Source organism: Burkholderia sp. Bmkn7 (genome assembly GCF_041103175.1).
Classification (GTDB): Bacteria; Pseudomonadota; Gammaproteobacteria; order Burkholderiales; family Burkholderiaceae; genus Burkholderia; species Burkholderia cepacia.
In genome coordinates this window covers 3263008-3279319 of the sequence record NZ_JBGCUH010000002.1, presented here as the reverse complement: position 1 = coordinate 3279319, position 16312 = coordinate 3263008, and the positions used below count along the sequence as shown (strand labels likewise).

General features: G+C 68.1%; 12 protein-coding genes. 6 read left to right on the top strand and 6 right to left on the bottom strand.

All coding sequences use genetic code 11. The features are described 5' to 3' along the window. Positions 1 to 104 precede the first annotated feature (104 nt). The 5 genes from acs to AB3K92_RS20555 all read right to left on the bottom strand — a co-directional run bounded on the left by acs (position 105) and on the right by AB3K92_RS20555 (position 7695). The gene (gene acs / locus AB3K92_RS20575; RefSeq protein ID WP_369465718.1) at positions 105 to 2087 is read right to left on the bottom strand and encodes an acetate--CoA ligase; all 1983 of its coding nucleotides are present in this window, start codon (positions 2085 to 2087) and stop codon (positions 105 to 107) included. A gap of 277 nt (positions 2088 to 2364) precedes the next feature. After that, entirely contained in the window at positions 2365 to 4275 is a 1911-nt protein-coding gene (locus tag AB3K92_RS20570; protein ID WP_369465717.1) for a sigma-70 family RNA polymerase sigma factor, read from the bottom strand. Continuing rightward, entirely contained in the window at positions 4259 to 4573 is a 315-nt protein-coding gene (locus AB3K92_RS20565; protein ID WP_021163958.1) for a high-potential iron-sulfur protein, read from the bottom strand. Before AB3K92_RS20565 ends, AB3K92_RS20570 begins: the two co-directional genes overlap by 17 nt. Before the next feature lie 87 nt (positions 4574 to 4660). Continuing rightward, on the bottom strand, positions 4661 to 5902 hold the full coding sequence (locus tag AB3K92_RS20560) for a transporter substrate-binding domain-containing protein (RefSeq protein ID WP_369465716.1): 1242 nt from the start codon (positions 5900 to 5902) through the stop codon (positions 4661 to 4663). Between the two features lie 71 nt (positions 5903 to 5973). Further along, on the bottom strand, positions 5974 to 7695 hold the full coding sequence (locus AB3K92_RS20555; RefSeq protein WP_021163956.1) for a methanol/ethanol family PQQ-dependent dehydrogenase: 1722 nt from the start codon (positions 7693 to 7695) through the stop codon (positions 5974 to 5976). Between the two features lie 430 nt (positions 7696 to 8125). Here AB3K92_RS20555 and AB3K92_RS20550 point away from each other — a divergent pair, with 430 nt between their 5' ends. After that, on the top strand, positions 8126 to 10525 hold the full coding sequence (locus AB3K92_RS20550; protein WP_369465715.1) for a TonB-dependent receptor: 2400 nt from the start codon (positions 8126 to 8128) through the stop codon (positions 10523 to 10525). A 46-nt stretch (positions 10526 to 10571) separates the two neighbouring features. Here AB3K92_RS20550 and AB3K92_RS20545 read toward each other — a convergent pair whose 3' ends face one another. Continuing rightward, complete coding sequence (locus AB3K92_RS20545) at positions 10572 to 11606, bottom strand: alpha/beta fold hydrolase (protein WP_369465714.1); 1035 nt, start codon at positions 11604 to 11606, stop codon at positions 10572 to 10574. A 314-nt stretch (positions 11607 to 11920) separates the two neighbouring features. On the opposite strand from AB3K92_RS20545, the gene AB3K92_RS20540 reads away from it, so the two are divergent. From AB3K92_RS20540 to pqqD, 5 genes are all read left to right on the top strand, one after another. Next, complete coding sequence (locus tag AB3K92_RS20540; protein ID WP_059494958.1) at positions 11921 to 13939, top strand: sigma-54-dependent Fis family transcriptional regulator; 2019 nt, start codon at positions 11921 to 11923, stop codon at positions 13937 to 13939. Between the two features lie 312 nt (positions 13940 to 14251). Then, positions 14252 to 14326, top strand: coding sequence for a pyrroloquinoline quinone precursor peptide PqqA (pqqA, locus tag AB3K92_RS20535; RefSeq protein ID WP_006485436.1), 75 nt, complete (start codon positions 14252 to 14254; stop codon positions 14324 to 14326). 61 nt (positions 14327 to 14387) lie between these two features. Beyond that, positions 14388 to 15311, top strand: a complete 924-nt coding sequence (gene pqqB, locus AB3K92_RS20530) for a pyrroloquinoline quinone biosynthesis protein PqqB (protein WP_021160294.1) — start codon at positions 14388 to 14390, stop codon at positions 15309 to 15311. A 2-nt stretch (positions 15312 to 15313) separates the two neighbouring features. Continuing rightward, complete coding sequence (pqqC, locus tag AB3K92_RS20525) at positions 15314 to 16033, top strand: pyrroloquinoline-quinone synthase PqqC (RefSeq protein WP_059494956.1); 720 nt, start codon at positions 15314 to 15316, stop codon at positions 16031 to 16033. Beyond that, positions 16030 to 16311 (top strand): pyrroloquinoline quinone biosynthesis peptide chaperone PqqD, encoded by a 282-nt coding sequence (gene pqqD, locus AB3K92_RS20520; RefSeq protein ID WP_021160296.1) that lies wholly within the window; start codon positions 16030 to 16032, stop codon positions 16309 to 16311. The genes pqqC and pqqD overlap by 4 nt, the downstream gene beginning before the upstream one ends. Position 16312: the final 1 nt, after the last annotated feature.

Sequence of the window (16312 nt, the reverse complement as noted above, 5' to 3'; positions counted from 1 at the left end):
ATGCCGTGCCGTCGGGGAACGCACGGCGGTGCTTCGCGAGGGCCGGAATGCGACCGCATCCCGGCACCGCGACGAAGCGAAACGCTCCGCCCGGGCGGGCGGTGTTACAGCGAACGGTTCAACTGCTCGAGGATGGCCGGGTTCTCGAGCGTGGACGTGTCCTGCGTGATCGCTTCGCCCTTGGCGAGCGAACGCAGCAGGCGCCGCATGATCTTGCCCGAGCGCGTCTTCGGCAGGTTGTCGCCGAAGCGGATGTCCTTCGGCTTCGCGATCGGCCCGATCTGCTTGCCGACCCAGTCGCGCAGCGTCTTGGCAAGTGCCGCGGCCTCCTCGCCTTCCGGACGCGAACGCTTGAGCACCACGAACGCGACCACCGCCTCGCCCGTCGTGTCGTCAGGACGGCCGACCACGGCCGCCTCGGCCACCAGCTCGTGCGAGACCAGCGCCGATTCGATCTCCATCGTGCCGAGCCGGTGGCCCGACACGTTCAGCACGTCGTCGATCCGGCCCATGATCGTGAAGTAGCCGGTGTCCTTGTCGCGAACGGTGCCGTCGCCGGCGAGATAGAGCGTGCCGCCGAGTTCTTCGGGGTAATAGCTCTTCTTGAAGCGTTCCGGGTCGCCCCAGATCGTGCGGATCATCGCCGGCCACGGGCGCTTGACGACGAGAATGCCGCCTTGCCCGTTCGGCACGTCCTGGCCGGTTTCGTCGACCACCGCGGCCATGATGCCCGGCAGCGGCAGCGTGCACGAACCGGGCACGGTCGGCGTCGCGCCCGGCAGCGGCGTGATCATGTGGCCGCCCGTCTCGGTCTGCCACCACGTATCGACGATCGGGCAGCGCTCTTGGCCGACGTGCTTGTGATACCACATCCACGCTTCCGGATTGATCGGCTCGCCGACCGTGCCGATGATGCGCAGGCTCGACAGGTCGTAGCTCTTCGGATGCACCTTGTCGTCGGCCTCGGCGGCCTTGATCAGCGAACGGATCGCGGTCGGCGCGGTGTAGAACACGCTGACCTTGTGGTCGCCGATCATCTTCCAGAAGCGGCCGGCGTCCGGCCAGGTCGGCACGCCTTCGAACACGACCTGCGTGCCGCCGCAGGCGAGCGGGCCGTACGTGATGTACGTGTGGCCGGTGACCCAGCCGATGTCGGCCGTGCACCAGAACACGTCGGTGGGCTTCCAGTCGAAGGTCCACTTCATCGTCTGCGCGGCCCACAGCAGGTAGCCGCCGGTGCTGTGTTGCACGCCCTTGGGCTTGCCGGTCGAGCCCGACGTATACAGGATGAACAGCGGATGCTCGGCGCTCACCCATTCCGGCTCGCACGTGTCGGACTCGCCGGCCGTCAGTTCGTGCATCCACAGGTCGCGGTCGGCATGCCAGTCGATCTTGCCGCCGGTGCGGCGATAGACGATCACGCTCTTCACCGCTTCGCAGCCGCCCAGCGCGAGCGCCTCGTCGGCGATGCTCTTGAGCGGCAGCGTCTTGCCGCCGCGCGCCTGCTCGTCGGCCGTGATCAGCGCCGTCGCGCCGACGTCGACGAGCCGCTCGTTCAGCGACTTCGCGGAGAAGCCGCCGAACACGACCGAGTGCGTCGCGCCGATGCGGGCGCAGGCCTGCATCGCGACGATGCCTTCGATCGACATCGGGATATAGATGACGACGCGATCGCCCTTGCCGATGCCGCGCTTCTTCAACGCATTCGCGAAACGCGACACGCGGGCGAGGAGATCCGCATAGGTGACGCGCGTGACGGTGCCGTCGTCGGCTTCGAAGATCACCGCGACGCGCTCGCCGTTGCCGGCTTCGACGTGACGGTCGAGGCAGTTGTACGACGCGTTCAGCTCGCCGTCGTCGAACCACTTGTAGAACGGCGCGTTGGACTCGTCGAGCACTTTGGTGAACGGCTTGTGCCACGCGAGGCCCTCGCGCGCGAGGCGCGCCCAGAAGCCTTCGTAATCGCGCTCGGCCTCGGCGACGAGCGCCCGATAGGCCGGCATGCCGGAAATGGTCGCCGCCTGCTCGAGCGCCGAGGGCGGCGCAAACTGGCGGGTTTCGTGAAGAACCGATTCAATCGTGGACAAGCGTGTCTCCATGCGTTCTTGGGATGCAGGGCTGCTGTTCAGGAAAACGCAACATGCGTGCCAGCGTCAGCGATCGATGCGCGCATTCGGCGAAAGTCGCGGCGCACCGTGCGCGTTGCGAGCGATCCGGTCGAACGGGCGACGGGGTGGATACCGTCAAGCCGAAGCCGGCCGTTCATAAATGCAGCACATCGTGTTGCAGTCCTCAACAGGTGGCGCGCGCCGGGGAAGGTGATCGGCCGCTCGTTCCGGAGCGCGGTGGGGCGACCTGGCGGCGTCAGGCGATCAGCGACCGAAGCGCCGGTGCGTGCCCGAACTGTCTGATCCGTTCGAGCGCCGACACCTCGATCTGGCGAACGCGTTCGGCGGACAGGTTCAGTTGCCGGCCGATCTCGCGCAGCGAATACTCGCTTTCGACGTCGATGCCGTACCTCAAGCGAAGAATCCACGCTTCGCGTGCCGGCAGGCGGTCGATCAGCGCCGCAACCGCCGCGCGAAGCTGGCGGGCGCTCGCGGATTCTTCCGGGGTCGGCGCGGCGTGGTCGATCGCGACGTCGCACAACGTGAGGTCGTGATCGGGCGAAACGGGCAGGTCCGCGGAGATGGGCTCGCGCACGATATCCATCAGGTCCCGCACCTTGTCGACCGGGATCCGCATCTGCGCCGAGAGCGTCGGGGCGCCGGCAACCTCGCCGGTTCGTTGCGCATGCGTTCGCGCGAGGCGCGCCAGCTTGTTGATCGCGTCGACCGTATGCGCGGGCACGCGGATCGTGCGGCCCTGGTCGGCGATCGCATGCGTGATGGCCTGCCGGACCCACCAGGTCGCATACGTCGCGAATTTGAAGCCGCGCCGGTGATCGTAGCGATCGACGGCCTTCATCAGGCCGAGATTGCCCTCCTGGATCAGGTCGAGAAACTGCAGGCCGCGATCGGGATAGCGCTTGGCGATCGACACGACGAGCCGCAGATTGCTCTGGAACAGCTTCGTTCTCGCGGGCTGCATCGCGCGCTCGATACGCGACAGTCGCGCGTCGATCGCGATCGCGATGTCGAGCGGCAGGCTCGACTCGCCGGCGAGGCCGGCGAGCGCGGCGCGTGCTTCGATCAGCGCCGGCGCGCGGCGGGTGAGGGCAGCGGCGCAGTCGGCATGCGCGGCGATGCAGTCGGTCATCCATGCGCGCACGTCGTCGCACGGCATGAAGAGGTCACGGCGCGGCGAATCGTTGCGGATGCCCGATTCGGCCAGGATGTCGACGATGCGCTTCTCGAACTTGCGTGCTTGTGTCGCACGGTCTCGAATCGCGTGGCCGATGCGTTCGATCGCGCGTGCGGTGAAGCGGATCCTGCCGGTGGACGCGGCGGCCTCGCGAAGGAGCGCCCGGTAACTGGCCGACGCGAAACCGCCGGTGCGCAATGCATGCTGCATCCCGGCGGCCAGCGCGCCGGCGCGGTCGAGCGATGCGACGACGCTGTCGCGCCATGCGGGGCTGTCCGGCGCGCGGTCCGCGTCGTCCTCCCCCTCCGGGGATGCCATGGTTGAATCATCAGGCGCCGTTGCATTGGCGGGCGATTCCCCGGGCAAAACCGCGCGCGCTTCATCGAGCGATTCGGCGTCGCCGACGAACCCCGTCACGTAGACCGATGCCGCCACCTTGCCGGCGCGGATGTCGCCGGCGATCGACGCAACGGCGTCGAGCGCAGCCGGGTCGCGGCACAATGCGTCGATGCACGCCGCGCGCCCGCTTTCCAGATGAAGCGCGAGCGCGATCTCTTCTTCACGGTCGAGCAGCGGTGTCGCGCTCATTTCGCGCAGGTAGATGCGCACGGGATCGCTCGTGCGGGCCGCGAGCAGATCGGCGGTCGCGAGCGGGGCCGACGCGTCGGCGAGCGGCGACGTCGTGTCCGCCGCTCGCGCGAAATGACGATCGAGCGTCCATGCGCTTCGCGAGTCGACGTGCTCGCGAACCTCGATCCCCCATTCGCCGAGCATCGACGCGGCGGCGTCGAAATCCGTGCCGTCTGCCGCATCGTCGGGCAACGCGTCGACGATTTCACCGCGCGTCACGTAGCCGCGCCCGATGCCCAGCGCGACCAGCGCATTCAAATGGTCCGTGCGCTCCGCGTTGGTGCCGCCGCGCGGCACGCCGTCGTGTTCGCGCCCGCGCCCGGGATCAAGCAAGCTTTGCATAGACGTTGCACCAGCCTTCGGCGGCAACCGCCTTGCCGCCGAACATCGGGCACGTGCCCGAGGATTCGCCGGCGCCGGCCTTGTAGAAGCGACAGTTCGAGCACGTCTGGCCGGCCTGGTACTTCGGGAACTTGCCTGCATCGACGGTCGTTGCCTTCGCGCGGTAACCGAGCGTCTTCGCGGCCGCGTCGTTTTCGTCGACGAGCGGCGCTGCCGCGAATGCGCCGGTTCCGGCTGCGAGTGCGGCACACAGGCCGGCGGTCTGAACGATGAAGGTTCTGCGAGTGCGGGAGATCATGTGGTTTTCCTGAATAAAAAAGTACGGCCCCGCGCGCCGGGATTGCTTCCCGGCGCGGCGGTCGATCGAAGCGGAGGGTGAAAGGCGTTATTTGCGCGGGCCGGCGACGAGCGGCGCCTTCGACGAGGTGGCGACATCGGCGGTCAGCTTGCTCTTCGACGCGTCATAACCGTTCGAATAGAGCAGGAACGCCATCAGGTCCTCGTATTCCTGTGCCGTCATCTTGCCGGGGCGATCGGCCGGCATGTTGTTCGACATGTACTGGAAGATGCCGCCGACCGTGATGTGCGACTTGCCCTCGGGCGCGAAGGACTCCCCGCTGAGCGCGGGAGCGGTATTGCCTTCGAGCTGGTCGCCGTGGCATTTCGCGCAGGCATCGATATAGAGCTTCTTGCCGTGCTGTGCCTGCGCATTGTCGAACGACGGCACGCCGCTGTCGTCACTCGCCGACACCTTGATGAAGCCGCCCGTCGCAGACGTTCCGCGGGCGAGCAGCACGCCGGTGCGCGAATGCCCGGCCGACGCGACAGCACCGTCGAGGAAGCGGCCGCGCGACGGCGTATTGGCCGCTTGAGCGATGTTTTCCGGCAGGTTCCAGCCGCGTGTGAGCGCGGCGATCCGGCCGTTGGCATTCAGCCGCGACAACGCCGCGTCGATGCGCTGCCGCAGCGCGTCCCGATCGGGGCCGAACGCGAACGCGAGCTGCCAGTCCGAGTACGGTGACGCCGTGGCCGCGATCCGGAACGGCTGGCCGGGATGCGTACGCCGGTACGCCACGACGCTCGGATACCAGACGATCGCGCGCTGTGCGCGACCGGTCGCGAGCGCGTCGATGGTCTTCTCGGACGTGTTCTCGAGATCGAAGCGGGCATTCGTCGCCTGTGCCGCGATCAGTTGCGACGGGCTCGAGTACGTGGCCGCGATCGTTTCCTTGCCGGTGGACGATGCATGCGCGTCGCGCAGCGTCACGCTGACGTAGCTGGAGCGCAGATACCCCTGCGAGAAACTCATCCGGGCATTCGATGCATCGGCGATCGCCGAGCGCGGGAAGCCGGCGATCATGTCGCAGTCGCGTTCGAGCGAGTGCTTCAGTTCGGCGGCGGAGATGCCGTCGTCGCCGCCGTCGTCGTCCACGCCGCGCCGGTTGAACGAGGCGGCGATGCCGGCAGTGCGCAGCACTTCACGTGCGACCGACATGTCGAGGGCGGCGGTCGGGCTGCCGGGCAGCGTGCAGACGCGCACGCCGCCGGCCGCGGCGGAGATCGGGGTCAGCGCCACGCCCGCGGCGAGCAGACTGGCGAGGGTCAGGGGAGCGAGTCGAGTCTTCATGTTCGTGCATTCCGGTTGAAACAGTGGGGGCGTCGCGCCCGGATCGGGCGCATGCCGGGCGCGACGCGCGTTCAGTCGAGCGCGAATACGTAGAGCGTGCCGCCGCGCGGAACGTCTTTCGCGACGTCGGCCATCGGGCCGCCCCAGATCGGGTTCGCGCCGCCGTATCCGGCGAGCACCGCGACATATTCCTTGCCGTCGACCTCGTACACCGACGGCTGCGCGATGATGCCGCTCGCGAGCTGCGGGCTCTCCCACAGCACCTTGCCGGTCGCCGTGTCGAAGGCATACAGGTGGCCGTCGAGCGAGCCGCTGAACGCAAGACCGCTCGCGGTGGTCGCGACGCCGCCGTTCCACGGCTTCTTCGACCAGTGGCCCCACAGTTTCTTGCCGGTGTTCACGTCGATGGCCTGCAGTTCGCCATAACCCTGGCTGCCCGGTTCAGGCTTGATCTCGAAGCCTTCGCCGAGATACGGCAGGCCTTCCATGTAGCTGACCGACTTGCCGGACAGGCTCATGCACGCATGAAGGGAAGGGACGACCGCGATGTGGCGCGCGGGGTCGTAGGACACCGACCACCAGTTCTTGCCGCCGAGGAAGCTCGGGCACGTGTCGATCGTCGTGCCGGCCTTCGGGAACTTCGACGGGTCCGCGATGGGCTTGCCGTCGGCCGTGTAGCCGGTGACCGACGTTGCCGTGACGAACGGCTCCGCGTAGATCAGCTTGCCGGTCGTGCGATCGATCGCATGGAAGAAGCCGTTGCGGTCGGCGTGGATGATCGCATCGTAGTCCTTGCCTTTGTACTTGATGTCCGCGAGGATCGGCGTGTTGACGCCGTCGTAGTCCCACGTGTCGTTGCTCGTGTACTGGTAGTGCCACTTCAGGTTGCCGTTCTTCGGATCGAGCGCGAGCAGCGAGTCGGAATACAGGTTGTCGCCGGGACGCAGCGCCGCGAGCCACGGGCCGGGGTTGCCGACGCCCCAGTACAGCGTGCGGCTTGCCGCATCGTACGTGCCCGTCAGCCAGGCGGCGCCGCCGCCGTGTGCCTGCATCCCGTCGGGCCAGGTGTCCGCGCCTTTTTCGCCGGGGCTCGGGATCGTGTAGCGCTTCCAGACCAGCGAGCCGTCTTCGGGGTTCAGCGCGGCGATGTACCCGCGAATCCCGTATTCGCCGCCGGAGGTGCCGACGATGATCGAGCCGTCCAGCGCGAGCGGCGCGAGCGAGAACGCATAACCGAGGCCCGGCTCGAACATCTGTTTCTTCCAGACGAGATTGCCCGTCTGCGCGTCGAGCGCCACGACCTCGCCGCTCAGCATCGCGACGTAGACGTTCTTGCCGTACAGCGCAACGCCACGGTTGACGACGTCGCAGCATGCGGTCTTGAACGACGCCGCGCCAAGCTTCGGTTCGTATTTCCACAGCTGCTTGCCGCTCTTCGCATCGAATGCGTAGACGTTGTCCTTCGGCGTGGTCACGAACAGGTAGTTGCCGTTGATGATCGGCGTGGCTTCGAAGCCCTGCTTCAGCTCGGCAGGGAACTTGTAGGCCCATACCTGCTTGAGTTCCTTCGCGTTCGACGCGTCGATCTGCTTGAGCGGCGAATGCGACTGGCCGTCGTAGGTGCGGTAGTAGGTCAGCCAGCCCGGATCGGTGTGCGCATCGGTCAGCCGCTGGTAGGTCACGGCCGGGTAGTCCGCGGCCGCTTCGACGAGGCCGGGGTTCAACGCGACGGCCGCTGCCGCCGCGATGCCGATCGTCGCCAGCCGGCTCGCTGAAGCCGAGAGTTTCTTCATGGTTGTCTCCTGAGTCATTGTGGTCGCACCGCCGCGAACGATTCGTCGCGCCGGCACGGTGGGGATTCCGGGCCGAGTGCGCTGCCGTTCACGCAAGTCGCATGCCATCGCGGCGCGAAGCCGGTGTGACGCGGCACACGGGCGCATCGTGCATCGTGCGGCGTCGGTGCGCGTCGCGCGCACGTGGCAACGAAGGTGTTGCATTCAGGTACACCCCCGTGCGCGCAGTGTTGCCAAACATGACAGGTGGCGCGGCATCCGTGACAGGTGGAGCGCCGCCCGCGCCGGTGTCACGCACGCCGTGCGCGGCGACGCGCGTGGGCGTCGTGCCGATGCGGCTGGCACGGTTCTCGCACGCTGCTTCGCGACAACAGCACGCCGCGCGGTGCGGGGCACACCACGGCGGAATACAAGCATGGAGACGAATGAAATGATCAGGAGGCCAAAGGCAGCCGGAAAGGGCGGCGCGATGCGACGCGAACGTCGCGCGCTGCACGGTGGCGCGATGCGTGGCGCGCTTCTCGGGCCGGCCCTCGGCGCCATCGCGCTGTTCGGCCTGTCGGCGGGCAGCGCGCGTGCGCAGCAGCCTGCGGACGGCACGGCCGCGACGGGCGGTGCGGTGCCGCCGGCTGCCGTCGCGGTCGCTCCGGAAGCGCCGCAAGCGCCGGCCGTCACATTGCCGACGGTGGTGGTCGTCGGCACGACGCCGCTGCTCGGGATCGGTACGCCGCTGCAGAAGGTGCCGGCGAACGTGCAGACGGTACGCGCGGCGGAACTCGACGCCCAGCACCGCGCGACGCTTGCCGACTTCTTCGCCGCGAACCTGCAGAGCGTGACGATCTCGGAGGCGCAGGGCAATCCGTACCAGACGGACGTCAACTATCGCGGCTTCACCGCATCGCCGCTGCTCGGTACGCCGCAGGGGCTGTCGGTGTTCGTCGACGGCGTGCGCGTGAACGAACCGTTCGGCGACGTCGTGAACTGGGACATCCTGCCGACGCAGGCAATCGACCGGATGCAATTGATCCCGGGCTCCAACCCGGTATACGGGCGCAATACGCTCGGCGGCGCACTGGCGATCACGACGAAGAACGGCAAGTCGAATCCGGGCGGCGAAGCGGAGGTGTCGGGCGGCTCGTGGGGCCGCAAGACGGCCGCACTCGAGCAGGGCGGCACGATCGGCCCGAACCTCGACTACTACGCGACGGTGAACGTCGCGAACGACGGCGGCTGGGCCGACCACAATGCGAGCCGCGTGCGGCAGGCGTTCGGCAAGCTGCGCTACACGGATTCGGACACGACGCTGTCGATTTCCGCCGGCGGCGCCGACAATGCGCTGTACGGCACCCAGACGATCCCGCGCTCGTTCCTCGACAACCGGAAGCAGGCGTACACCTATCCCGACCTGAATCGCAACAGCGCCGGCTACCTGACGCTGTCGGGCGAGCGCTTCTTCGGCGAGCACGTCGATCTGAGCGGCAATGCGTATTATCGGCACCTGCGCAACACCAACATCAGCAGCAACAATAATACCGATTACGGATCGGTCGGCGACGACGGCACGGTCGACGCGGTGCAGGGCACCAATGCGCAGTCGACGATCGTGACCGACAGCTACGGCGGCAGCCTGCAGCTCACGCTGCTCGGCAAGCTCGGCGGGATGGCGAACCAGCTGATCGCGGGCGTGGCGGCCGATGTCGCGAACTCGAGCTACGTCGCGTCGTCGCAGGACGCGTATTTCACCGACACGCGCGCGGCGATCGGCGTCGGTGATTTCGAGCCGCAGACCCGCGCGAAGACGCGCAACGCGAACCTCGGCGTGTACTTGAGCGATGCACTGTCGCTGACGCCGCACTGGACGCTGACGGTGTCGGGCCGCTACGACTGGTCGAAGGCGCAGATCGGCGACGAGAGCGGCATGCAGCCGCTGCTCGACGGCAACCACGTGTTCTCCCGGTTCAACCCGGCAGTCGGGCTCAACTGGAACCCGGTCGCGGGCTTCACCGCCTATGCGACGTACAACGAAGGGATGCGCTCGCCGACCGCGATCGAACTCGCATGCGCGGATCCGGCCGCGCCGTGCTCGCTGCCGAACGACTTCATCGCGGACCCGGCGCTCAAGCCGGTGATCTCGAAGACGTTCGAAGCCGGCATGCGCGGCCGCATCGGCGCCGCGACGACCTGGAGCGCCGCCGCCTACCGCACGACGCTGACCGACGACATCCAGTTCATCAGCAGCCCGGCAAGCGCGCAGGGTTATTTCCGCAACGTCGGCGATACGCGGCGGCAAGGCATCGAACTCGCGGGCCGCACGCGGTTCGGCCCGCTCGGTGTCGGGCTTTCGTACAGCTATGTCGATGCGACCTACCGGTCGTCGTGGACCGAGCACAGCCCGGCGAATTCGGCGGCCGACGCGAACGGCAACGTGGCCGTCAAGCAAGGCGACCATATTCCCGGTATTCCCGCACACACGGTGAAACTCCGGCTCGATTACGCGGCGACGCCCAGGTGGGATATCGGCGCGAACGTCACGTGGCGCAGCGGCGTGTATGCGCGCGGCGACGAGAACAACCAGGACGTGAACGGCCGGATCGCGGGCTACGTGCTCGTCGATCTCGACATGCGCTACCGGATCACGAAGCGCTTCGAAGTCTTCGCGAGCGTGACGAACCTGTTCGACAAGCGCTATGCGAGCTTCGGCGTGCTGGGCCAGAACTTCTTCAACGGGCCGAATCACACGTTCGACGGTGCGAATCCGGTCAACGAGCAGTTCGTCGGGCCGGGTGCGCCGCGCGGTGCGTGGGTCGGCGTGCGTTACGCGTGGGATTGAGCGTTGCCCGGCTGCGTGCGTTGCCGCGTCGCAGCCTGAGCGGCGCTCAGGATGTGCGCGACGGGCCCGGTCGGGCGAGCGGTGCCGCCGCGAACATCGCGGCCACGGCGCGGGCGATGCTGCGTGCCAATGCCGGGTCGCTTGCGAGGTGCCCGGCGCTCACGTGTTCGATCGTGGCCGCGGGCACGGCACGCGCGAGGCGGGCGACGTTGGCGGCCGGGCAGACGGGATCGTGCATCCCGTGCGCGGCGAACAGCGGCACGCCCGCCTGCGCCGCCCGGCGCGCGAGCGCGAGCACGCGGCGCTCGCCGAGCCAGCAGTCGCGCAGCAGGTAATGCGCCTGGATCCGGTACTTGTCGATCAGCCGGGCGACGGTCTTGTGCGAGCGGATCGCATTCGCGGGCGAGCGGCGCGGGTTCGGCGATGCGAGGATGGCGTTCTCGTACGCGTGCCACGCAAGCGCCACCGCCCGCTGCCGGGCCGCGCCCGCGCCGGGTTGCAGCCGCCGCGCGCAGCACGACAGCAGGCGATCCGGCCGGCTGCAGCCGGCCGCCGCGTACAGGCGTCGCCATTCGCGGGGTGCGCGCGTTCGCGACGTCGTGAACAACCGGCGGACTTCGCGTCGCGACGTCAGGAACAGCCCGCGCAGCACGACGCCGGTGATCCGTGCGGGATGTGTGCCCGCGTATGCCAGTGCGAGCGCCGCGCCCCACGAGCCGCCGACGACGCCCCAGCGCGCGATGCCGAGCTGCGCGCGCACCGCTTCGAGATCGTCGATCAACCGCGCGGTGTCGTTGTGGCGTGTGCCGCCGCGCGGTGCCGACGCGCCCGCGCCGCGCTGGTCGACGAGCACGACGCGCACCCGCGTCAGGTCGAACAGCCGCAGGATGCCGGCCTGGCTGCCGCTGCCGGGCCCGCCGTGCAGCACCACGACCGGATGACCGTGCGCCGCGCCGGCGACGGAGAACGCGATCGATTGCGCGTCGCGGTGCAAGTGTCCGCGAACGGGCGCGGCGAGCGCGGCCGGTGACGTCGGCGACGCGGGTCGGGATCGGGATAGGGGGCGAATCGGGGCAGGCATCGTGTCGAATCGGTTCTGGGAATCGGGGCAATCGTCATGCGGCCGCGAGAGAGCCGACGCGACCACTGTAATTGATCCATGACAAAGCCAGAAACGCGCCAGCCGCAAAGATCGGGATTCGCACGGGTAGTCACGCGCCGGGCAGACGCGGTATCACGAAGACCGGCCCGTCGGGTGACTCGACACGCCGGCGGAACCGGATCGTGTCTTACATCCTGCTTTCGATTGAAGCCGTGCCGCTCGCGTGGCCCGATGCTTGCTTGCAATGACGGCAAAGAGTCCGGCAACTGACCGGAAGATCCCCGGAGGAGACAATGCGCGATGACGTAGAGCAGGCGGCCGGAACGCGGGCCGCGCATCCCGCCGGCTGGCCCGCGCCGTCGATCCAGAAAGCCCATGAGCGGTCCGAGACGTTCGGCCTGCAGGTCTCGGCGCGCCCCGACTACGACGTGCTGTCGAGCGCGGCGCTGGTGCTCAAGCGCGAGCAGAGCCGCGTGCTGTGCGCGCATGCGATGCCGGTGATGGAGACGCTGCACGAGCAGATCGTCAATACGCAGAGCATGATCGTGCTGACCGATGCGCAGGGGTTGATCCTGCATTCGATCGGCGACGACGATTTCCTGCGCCGCGCGGAGAAGGTCGCGCTGCGCCCGGGCGCGAACTGGGCGGAGGACCGGCAGGGCACCAACGCGATCGGTACGGCGCTCGCCGAGCTGTGCCCGATGGTCGTTCACGGCGACCAGCACTTCCTCGCAGCGAACCGCTTCCTCACCTGTTCGAGCGTGCCGATCCTCGATCCGTACGGCGACGCGATCGGCGTGCTCGACGTGACCGGCGACCACCGCAGCTATCACCAGCACACGATGGCGCTCGCGAAGATGTCGGTGCAGATGATCGAGAATCACCTGTTTACGACGACCTTTCAGGAGACGTTGCAGGTGTCGTTCCATGGCCGCCCCGAGTTCCTCGGCACGCTGATGGAGGGGATCGTCGCCTTCACCGCCGACGGCCGTTTCCTGTCGGCCAATCGCAGTGCGCAGTTCCAGCTCGGCATGCCGCTCGCCGCGCTGCGCGCGCATACGCTGTCGTCGCTGTTCGACGTCACGAGCGCGCAGTTGATCGACCGCATGCGCGCAAGCACCGACCGGCACCTGATGCTGAACCTCTGCAACGGCGCGGTGGTCTGCGCGCGCGTGCATTTCCGGCGCGCGACGCTCGCCGAAGGCAGCCGGCCGACGGACGTTCACGATGCGGGTGCGCCAGCCGCGCGCGCGAATGCCGTGCCCGCGCCGGCGGCCGGCACGTCGGCCGGCCTGTCGCGGCTCAACTACCTCGATACCGGCGATCCGCAGGTTGCAAGCGTGATCGCGAAGGTGCGCAAGGTGATCGGCAAGGACATCCCGATCCTGATCACCGGTGAGACCGGTACCGGCAAGGAACTGCTCGCGCAGGCGATCCACAACGACTCGCCGCGGCGCGATGCGCCGTTCGTCGCGGTCAACTGCGCGTCGATTCCGGAGACGCTGATCGAGTCCGAGCTGTTCGGCTACGAAGAGGGCGCCTTCACCGGCGCGCGCCGCAAGGGCTCGATCGGCAAGCTGCTGCAGGCGAACGGCGGGACGCTGTTTCTCGACGAGATCGGCGACATGCCGTATCCGCTGCAGGTGCGGCTGCTTCGCGTGCTGCAGGAGCGCCTCGTTAACCCGCTCGGATCGACGAAGACGATCGCCGTGGACATCGCGATCATCTGCGCGACGCACCGCGACTTGCGCGACATGATTGCGCAGAACCGCTTTCGCGAGGATCTGTACTACCGGCTGAACGGCCTCGTGGTACGCCTGCCGCCGCTGCGCGACCGCACGGATCTCGCGGTGGTCGTGCAGAAGATGCTGCAACGGGAAGCCTACGCGGGCCCGGGCCGGCCGCCGCTGTCCGTCGCGCCGGACGTGATGGCGCTGTTCGTGCGCTGCGCGTGGCCCGGCAACTTCCGCCAGCTCGGCAACCTGCTGCGCACGGCGGCGGCGATGGTCGACGACGACGGCGAGATCCGGCGCGAGCACCTGCCGGACGATTTCTTCGACGACCTGCGCCGCGACGATACCCGGGCCGAGCCGGCCGCGCACGATCCGTCCGCCGCGGCATGGCCCGCGGACGCGCTCCCGGCAGGCGATGCGCGGTTGCAGGATGTCGCCGCGTCCGCGATTGCGGCTGCGCTCGCGCGCCATGGCGGCAACGTGTCCGCGGCGGCGCGCGCGCTCGGCGTGTCGCGCAACACGATCTACCGGAAGATGCCGGCCGCCGACCCGCAGCGCCAGCCGTCCGACGAAAGCTGACCCGCGCCACGGGTTCGCGGCCGCGCGGCCTGTCACAGCCGGTGTGTCAAGTTGCAACACCGGTGTTCAACGATTCAACACCTGTCACCGCCTACGCGCATCGTGCGGCCGTGGCGCCGAACCGCATTCGTGCCAATCGCGTAGGCAAATCGTAAGGATTCCGTCCCGATGCCCGGGCGACCGCCGCGTATCGCTGTCGGGCCGTCGAAGTGCGGCCTCGGCACGCTCCTTGCTGAATAGGAACCGACCGCTCGATTGCCGCGGTTGTACGACTCACCGACGCAACTCATCAACTCAATCAGGAGACACATCATGCAGTGGACCACCCCGTCTTACACCGACCTGCGTTTCGGCTTCGAAATCACGATGTACATCGCCAACCGCTGATCGCCGAGCGTGCCGCCCGTCTTGCCGTGATCGGCGCGGGCGGCGTCGGGAGCTGACGCCCATGAAGATCAAGATACTCGGCTCGGGAGCCGGCGGCGGCCTGCCGCAATGGAACTGCAATTGCGCGAACTGTCGCCGCGCGCGCAGCGGAAGCGGCCACGTGCTGCCTCGCACACAGTCGTCGATCGCGGTCAGCGACGACGGCATCGACTGGGTCCTCGTCAACGCGTCGCCCGACATCCTTTCCCAGTTGCGCGCGGATCCGGAGCTGCAGCCGGCACGCGCGATTCGCGACAGCGGCATCGCCGCCGTCGTGCTGTGCGACGCGCAGATCGATCACGTGACGGGCCTGCTGATGCTGCGCGAGCGTTCGACGCCGCTGCCGCTCTACGCGAGCGCGCCGGTGCTCGACGACCTGTCGACCGGCTTGCCGCTCGTGCCGCTGCTCGGCCATTACTGCGGCGTCGCCGCGCACACGATCGTGCTCGGCGAGCCATTCACGGTGCCGGCGGCAAGCGGCGTCCGCTTTACCGCGATTCCCGTCGACAGCAAGGCGCCGCCTTATTCGCCGCGGCGTGCGTCGGCCGCGCCCGGCGACAACATCGCGCTGTCGATCGAGGATGTCGCGAGCGGCCGGCGCGCGTTTTATGCGCCGGGGCTCGCGGCCGTCACCGACGACGTGCGCGCGGCGATGGACGGCGCCGATCTCGTGCTGGTGGACGGCACGTTCTGGAGCGGCACCGAGATGATCGACCTCGGCCTGTCGGGCAAGCACGCGGCCGACATGGGGCATCTCGCGCAATGCGCGGAGCACGGGCGGCCCGGCATGATCGACTGGCTCGACACGCTGCCCGCGCGCACGCGCAAGGTGCTCACGCACATCAACAACACGAATCCGATTCTCGATCCGCATTCCGTCGAGCACGCGCACCTGCGCGCGCATGGCATCGACGTCGCGCACGACGGCATGCAATTCCAGGTCTGACCATGAACGCACCGATTCCCGCTACGGCATTGCATCCGACGCCCTGGAGCGCGACCGAGTTCGAGGCGCGCCTGCGCGCGCTCGAATCGCGCTATCACATCCATCACCCGTTCAACCGCCGGCTCAACAGCGGTGCCTGTTCGCCCGCGCAGATCCGCGGCTGGGTCGCGAACCGCTTCTACTATCAGATCAACATCCCGCTCAAGGATGCGGCGATCCTGTCGAACTGCCCCGACCGCGACACGCGGCGCCGCTGGATCCAGCGGCTGATCGACCACGACGGGCAGGGCGACAACGAAGGCGGCATCGAGGCATGGGTGCGCCTCGGCGAGGCATGCGGTCTGACGCGAGACGAACTGTGGTCGCTCGAACACGTGCTGCCCGGCGTGCGTTTCGCGGTGGACGCGTATGTGAATTTCGCGCGGCGCGCGCCATGGCAGGAAGCCGTGTGCTCGTCGCTGACCGAGATGTTCGCGCCGCAGATCCATCTCGACCGGCTCGCGGGCTGGCCGTCGCATTACCCGTGGATCGAGCCGGACGGGCTGCATTACTTCCGCAGCCGCGTGCCGCTTGCGCAGCGCGACGTCGAGCACGGACTTGCGGTCACGCTGCAGCACTTCACGACGCCGGATGCGCAGCAGCGTGCGCTCGGCATCCTGCAATTCAAGCTCGACATCCTGTGGTCGATGCTCGACGCCGTCGAAAAGGCCTACCCGCTATGAACGCGATCGAAGCTGCCAGCGGCGTGCCGCTGCGCCCCTGCCTCAGGGGCATGTACCGCCTGCAATGGGAGGCGGCCCAGGATGCATACGTGCTCCTCTACCCGGAAGGAATGGTCAAACTGAACCCGAGTGCCGGCGAGATCCTCGCGCGTTGCGACGGCACGCGCGAGCTGGACGACATCATCGGCGAACTCGAGCGCCTGTTCAGCCAGTCGGACCTCGCGACCGACGTGTACCGTTTCCTCGATCATGCGCGACTGCGCGGCTGGCTGGACTGAC

Excerpts from the sequence above, each read along its gene's own strand:
- AB3K92_RS20570 (WP_369465717.1), bottom strand. The coding sequence starts at position 4,275 with ATGCAAAGCTTGCTTGATCCCGGGCGCGGGCGCGAACACGACGGCGTG.
- AB3K92_RS20565 (WP_021163958.1), bottom strand. The coding sequence starts at position 4,573 with ATGATCTCCCGCACTCGCAGAACCTTCATCGTTCAGACCGCCGGCCTG.
- AB3K92_RS20560 (WP_369465716.1), bottom strand. The coding sequence starts at position 5,902 with ATGAAGACTCGACTCGCTCCCCTGACCCTCGCCAGTCTGCTCGCCGCG.
- AB3K92_RS20555 (WP_021163956.1), bottom strand. The coding sequence starts at position 7,695 with ATGAAGAAACTCTCGGCTTCAGCGAGCCGGCTGGCGACGATCGGCATC.
- AB3K92_RS20550 (WP_369465715.1), top strand. The coding sequence starts at position 8,126 with ATGATCAGGAGGCCAAAGGCAGCCGGAAAGGGCGGCGCGATGCGACGC.
- AB3K92_RS20545 (WP_369465714.1), bottom strand. The coding sequence starts at position 11,606 with ATGCCTGCCCCGATTCGCCCCCTATCCCGATCCCGACCCGCGTCGCCG.
- AB3K92_RS20540 (WP_059494958.1), top strand. The coding sequence starts at position 11,921 with ATGCGCGATGACGTAGAGCAGGCGGCCGGAACGCGGGCCGCGCATCCC.
- pqqB (WP_021160294.1), top strand. The coding sequence starts at position 14,388 with ATGAAGATCAAGATACTCGGCTCGGGAGCCGGCGGCGGCCTGCCGCAA.
- pqqC (WP_059494956.1), top strand. The coding sequence starts at position 15,314 with ATGAACGCACCGATTCCCGCTACGGCATTGCATCCGACGCCCTGGAGC.
- pqqD (WP_021160296.1), top strand. The coding sequence starts at position 16,030 with ATGAACGCGATCGAAGCTGCCAGCGGCGTGCCGCTGCGCCCCTGCCTC.